The sequence below is a fragment of the Neisseria sp. P0001.S005 genome, from assembly GCF_051963715.1.
In genome coordinates this window covers 1-5,095 of the sequence record NZ_JBQCTZ010000232.1, presented here as the reverse complement: position 1 = coordinate 5,095, position 5,095 = coordinate 1, and the positions used below count along the sequence as shown (strand labels likewise).

General features: G+C 48.1%; 7 protein-coding genes. 6 read left to right on the top strand and 1 reads right to left on the bottom strand.

All coding sequences use genetic code 11. From position 1 onward, the window contains the following. The 6 genes from ACTHSP_RS17710 to nqrM all read left to right on the top strand — a co-directional run. Positions 1–774: Na(+)-translocating NADH-quinone reductase subunit C (locus ACTHSP_RS17710; protein WP_440346563.1), on the top strand; the 774-nt coding region annotated here is incomplete at its 5' end. Then, a complete protein-coding gene (locus ACTHSP_RS17705; protein ID WP_049352534.1) occupies positions 774–1,400 on the top strand; it encodes an NADH:ubiquinone reductase (Na(+)-transporting) subunit D in 627 nt (208 codons plus the stop codon). The genes ACTHSP_RS17710 and ACTHSP_RS17705, both read left to right, overlap by 1 nt. Positions 1,401–1,403: 3 nt before the next feature. Further along, entirely contained in the window at positions 1,404–1,997 is a 594-nt protein-coding gene (gene nqrE / locus ACTHSP_RS17700; protein WP_003684365.1) for an NADH:ubiquinone reductase (Na(+)-transporting) subunit E, read from the top strand. A 13-nt stretch (positions 1,998–2,010) separates the two neighbouring features. Further along, complete coding sequence (gene nqrF / locus ACTHSP_RS17695) at positions 2,011–3,228, top strand: NADH:ubiquinone reductase (Na(+)-transporting) subunit F (RefSeq protein WP_049352532.1); 1,218 nt, start codon at positions 2,011–2,013, stop codon at positions 3,226–3,228. Positions 3,229–3,360: 132 nt separating this feature from the next. Then, positions 3,361–4,428, top strand: coding sequence for an FAD:protein FMN transferase (locus tag ACTHSP_RS17690; RefSeq protein ID WP_440346562.1), 1,068 nt, complete (start codon positions 3,361–3,363; stop codon positions 4,426–4,428). A 17-nt stretch (positions 4,429–4,445) separates the two neighbouring features. Beyond that, positions 4,446–4,667, top strand: coding sequence for a (Na+)-NQR maturation NqrM (gene nqrM / locus ACTHSP_RS17685; protein WP_003680888.1), 222 nt, complete (start codon positions 4,446–4,448; stop codon positions 4,665–4,667). Between the two features lie 224 nt (positions 4,668–4,891). Here the strand turns inward: nqrM and rpmG are convergent, their stop codons facing one another. Continuing rightward, positions 4,892–5,047: a 50S ribosomal protein L33 gene (gene rpmG, locus ACTHSP_RS17680; protein WP_003684373.1), complete on the bottom strand. Its 156-nt coding sequence runs from the start codon at positions 5,045–5,047 to the stop codon at positions 4,892–4,894. Between the last annotated feature and the right edge of the window lie 48 nt (positions 5,048–5,095).

Sequence of the window (5,095 nt, the reverse complement as noted above, 5' to 3'; positions counted from 1 at the left end):
GCTAAGAAATTCGATAAAGACAGCTTCAGCGGCACGCTGATTGTGGTATTGGTTGTCAGCCTGATTTGTTCCATCATTGTTGCTGGTGCGGTCGTCGGCTTGAAACCAATCCAAGAGAAACAAAAACTCCAAGACAAACAAGGCTATATCTTGAGCGTAGCTGGTTTGATGGATAAAAACACCGACATCAGCAAAACCTTTGCCGAGCGTATCGAGCAACGTGTCGTGGACTTGGCAACCGGCGAATACGTCGCCGATGCGCCTAAAGACTTCAGCGCACGCGTTGCCGGCAAAGACCCTGCCCAAAGCATCCAAATCAAACCTGAAGACGATTTGGCAGGCATCAAAAGCCGTGCCAAATACACTGAGGTTTACTTGGTAAAAGGCGAAGACGGTAAAGTCAGCCAAATCATCCTGCCTATGCACGGCAACGGTTTGTGGTCTGTCATGTACGGTTTTGTCGCCATTCAACCTGACGGCAACACCATCAACGGCATTACCTACTACGACCAAGGCGAAACTCCGGGTTTGGGCGGCGAAATCGGCAACCCTCTGTGGCAACAAAAATTCGTCGGCAAAAAACTGTTTAACGAACAAGGCAAATTTGCCCTGCACGTCGGCAAAGGCGCAAGCTCAGACAAAGAACACGGCGTAGATGCCCTCTCCGGCGCGTCGCTGACGTCTAAAGGTGTGCAAGGTTCGTTCGACTACTGGTTCGGCGAAAACGGCTATATCCCCTACCTGAACAAATTGAAATCAGCAGGAGCACAATAATGGCTGACATGAAACGCTTGAAACATTTGATGTTTTCACCCTTTATCGACAACAACCCGATTGCCTTGCAAGTTTTGGGTATTTGTTCGGCTTTGGCGGTTACCACCAAACTTCAGACGGCCATCGTAATGGGTATTTCCGTCAGTTTAGTAACCGGTTTTTCCAGCTTCTTCATTTCTTTGGTACGCAACTACATCCCCAACAGCATCCGTATTATTGTGCAAATGGCGATTGTTGCTTCCTTGGTAACGCTGGTTGACCAACTGCTCCAAGCTTTTGCTTATGAGCTGTCCAAACAGCTGTCCGTATTCGTCGGCCTGATTATTACCAACTGTATCGTGATGGGCCGCGCCGAAGCATTCGCCATGAAAGAGCCTCCTTTGGAGAGCTTGGTTGACGGTATCGGTAACGGCGCAGGTTACGGCATGATGCTGATCATCATCGCAACCATCCGCGAACTGATCGGCTCAGGCAAGCTCTTTGGCTACACCATTTTCCAAACCGTACAAGATGGCGGCTGGTATCAAACCAACGGCTTGTTCCTGCTCGCCCCTAGCGCGTTCTTCATCATCGGCTTCTTGGTATGGGGTCTACGCACTTGGAAACCTGAACAGGCGGAGAAATAACACATGGAACATTACTTAAGCCTCTTTGTAAAATCCGTCTTTCTGGAAAACATGGCACTTTCCTTCTTCTTGGGGATGTGTACATTTTTGGCGGTATCTAAAAAAGTATCGACTGCATTCGGTTTGGGCGTTGCCGTAACTTTCGTACTCGGCCTGTCCGTCCCAGCCAACCAACTTGTTTACTCGCTGTTGAAAGACGGCGCGCTGGTTGAAGGCGTGGACCTGACCTTCCTGAAATTCATTACCTTTATCGGCGTGATTGCCGCTTTGGTACAGATTTTGGAAATGTTCTTGGACAAATTCGTCCCTGCCCTCTACAACGCATTGGGTATCTACCTGCCTCTGATTACCGTAAACTGCGCGATTTTCGGTGCCGTATCGTTTATGGCGCAACGCGAATACAACTTCGGCGAGTCCGTTGTATACGGTTTCGGTGCAGGTTTGGGCTGGCTTTTGGCCATTGTCGCTTTGGCGGGCATTACCGAAAAAATGAAATATTCGGATGTCCCTAAAGGCCTCAAAGGCTTGGGCATTACCTTTATCGCCGCTGGCCTGATGGCAATGGCGTTTATGTCGTTCTCCGGCATCCAGTTATAAGAAAGGAATCGGCATGGAGATTATTTTAGGTATCGTGATGTTTACCGTCATCGTCTTGGTTTTGGCACTGATGATTCTGTTTGCCAAATCCAAGTTGGTGAGCGAAGGCGACATCACCATCAAAGTCAATAACGAAAAAGAGCTGACGATGCCTGCCGGCGGCAAATTGCTGGGTGCGCTTGCCAGCCAAGGCATCTTCGTTCCTTCCGCCTGCGGTGGCGGCGGCTCATGTGGTCAGTGCCGTGTTGTCGTGAAAAGCGGTGGCGGCGACATTCTGCCAACCGAGTTGTCCCACATCAGCAAACGCGAAGCGCGCGAAGGCTGCCGTCTGTCTTGTCAGGTCAACGTTAAAACCGACATGGACATCGAAGTACCGGAAGAAGTGTTCGGCGTGAAAAAATGGGAATGCACCGTCATCTCAAATGACAACAAAGCAACGTTCATTAAAGAACTCAAGCTTGCCATTCCAGAAGGCGAAGAAGTGCCTTTCCGCGCCGGCGGCTACATTCAAATTGAAGCCCCTCCTCACACTGTTGCCTACAAAGACTTCGACATTCCTAAGGAATACCACGAAGACTGGGACAAATACAATCTGTGGCAATACGTTTCCAAAGTAGACGAGCCGATTTTGCGCGCCTACTCCATGGCTTCGTATCCAGAAGAAAAAGGCATCATTATGCTGAACGTGCGTATCGCCACGCCGCCTCCGCGCGTACCCGATGCGCCTCCGGGACAAATGTCATCCTACATTTGGTCGCTCAAACCCGGTGATAAAGTAACGATTTCCGGTCCGTTTGGTGAGTTCTTTGCCAAAGATACCGATGCCGAAATGGTATTTATCGGCGGTGGTGCGGGTATGGCTCCGATGCGTTCCCACATTTTCGACCAGCTGAAACGTTTGAATTCCAAACGTAAGATTACCTTCTGGTATGGTGCCCGTTCTAAACGCGAGATGTTCTATGTCGAAGACTTCGACCAACTCGCGGCAGAATTCCCGAACTTCACATGGCATGTCGCCCTATCCGACCCATTGCCTGAAGACAACTGGGACGGTTACACAGGCTTCATTCACAACGTGGTTTACGAAAACCACCTGAAAAACCATGAAGCACCGGAAGACTGCGAATTCTATATGTGCGGCCCTCCAATCATGAACCAGTCCGTGATCAAAATGCTCAAAGACTTGGGCGTGGAAGACGAAAACATCCTCTTGGACGATTTCGGCGGCTAACAAACAAAAAGGAAGAAACTTCGGTTTCTTCCTTTTTTATTTCCAGGCCGTCTGAAAACCATACTTTCAGACGGCCTGAACCTTTCTTTTACGATACAATAAAGGTTTTAAAAAATAATCCGCAAATCCCTTATGCCGTTTCTTTCCAATTCGTTTTACCGTCCGATAATCGGTTGTACCGTTGCCATCGTTTCCGCACTCACACTCTCTGCCTGCCAACCTGAAAAACAACAAACCATTACCCTGCGAGGCGAGACCATGGGCACGACCTATACCGTCAAATATCTTTCAGACGGCCAAGACAAACTCCCCTCCCCTGCCGAAATCCAAAAACGCATTGATGACGCACTTCAAGAAGTCAATCGACAAATGTCTACCTACCAGACTGATTCCGAAATCAGCCAATTCAACCAGCTACGCACCGTCAATCAGGCCATGCCCATTTCCCAAGACTTTGCCTATGTAACCGGCGAAGCCTTGCGTTTAAACAAAATGACGCACGGCGCACTGGACGTAACCGTCGGTCCTTTGGTCAACCTATGGGGATTCGGCCCGCAAAAAGAAATCACACACGAACCGACTGTACAAGAAATCCAACATGCTTCAGAAATGGTCGGTACGGACAAACTCAAACTTTCCCAAGATGGGCAGCAGCCTACACTGGCGAAAACCCATCCCGAAGTCTATTTAGATCTATCCTCCATCGCCAAAGGCTTTGGCGTGGATAAAACCGCCGCCGAACTTGAAAAACTCAATATCGGCAATTATTTGGTAGAAATCGGAGGCGAGTTGCATGGCAAAGGCCGCAATGCGCAAGGCAACCCTTGGCGTATCGGCATCGAGCAGCCCAATATTGTTCAAGGCGGTGCCACCCAAATCACTATTCCATTGGACAATAAATCACTGGCCACGTCCGGCGACTACCGCATTTTCCATGTCGATAAGTCAGGCCGCCGTCTTTCCCATATCATCAACCCTAAAACCAAACAACCCATCAGCCACAACCTTGCTTCCATCAGCGTAGTTGCTGAAAACGCCACAATTGCAGACGGCCTTTCAACCGGCTTGTTCGTCCTCGGAGAAACCGAAGCACTTAAACTTGCCGAGCAAGAAAATCTCGCCGTTTTCCTCATCATCCGAAACCCTCAAGGCGGCTACCATACTAAAATGTCCAGCGCATTCAAGAAATTATTGAACTAACCTCTAGGAATACACACATGAAAACCCTCCTTCTGACTTTCGGTATTTTTATCATTGTCATCCTCGGCATGGCAGTCGGCTATATTTTCTCCAAACGCACCATCAAAGGCAGCTGCGGCGGCATTTCTTCTCTCGGCATGAAGAAAATGTGCGATTGCGACACGCCATGCGATACCTTGCAAAAAGAGCTGGATAAAAAACAACATTCTGACAACCAAGGCATCAAGGTCGATCATTAAGTCGTTGTTGAATGTTTACTCATAATTTAAGGCTGCTTATCCCCTATCAGGCCGTCTGAAAAATAAAAGAGCGCAATCCCAATGGATACACGCTCTTTTATTTTGCCTCTTATAAAGCAATTCAAAAATATCTTGCATACACATTTGAAATAAGCCCCAAACCAATCGGGAAACAAAAAGAAAAGCTCCTGCAAAACAGGAGCTTTTTCTTGGAAGAAACCGGATTATTTCAATTTAGTTTCTTTGTAAATAACGTGTTTACGGGCTACTGGGTCAAATTTTTTGATTTCCAGTTTGCCAGGCATAGTACGTTTGTTTTTAGTAGTTGTGTAGAAGTGACCAGTACCAGCGCTGGACTCCAGTTTGATTTTATCGCGCATTGCAGTAATCCTTAATTAATGGTGTTTAAATTAAGCTTCGCCGCGAGC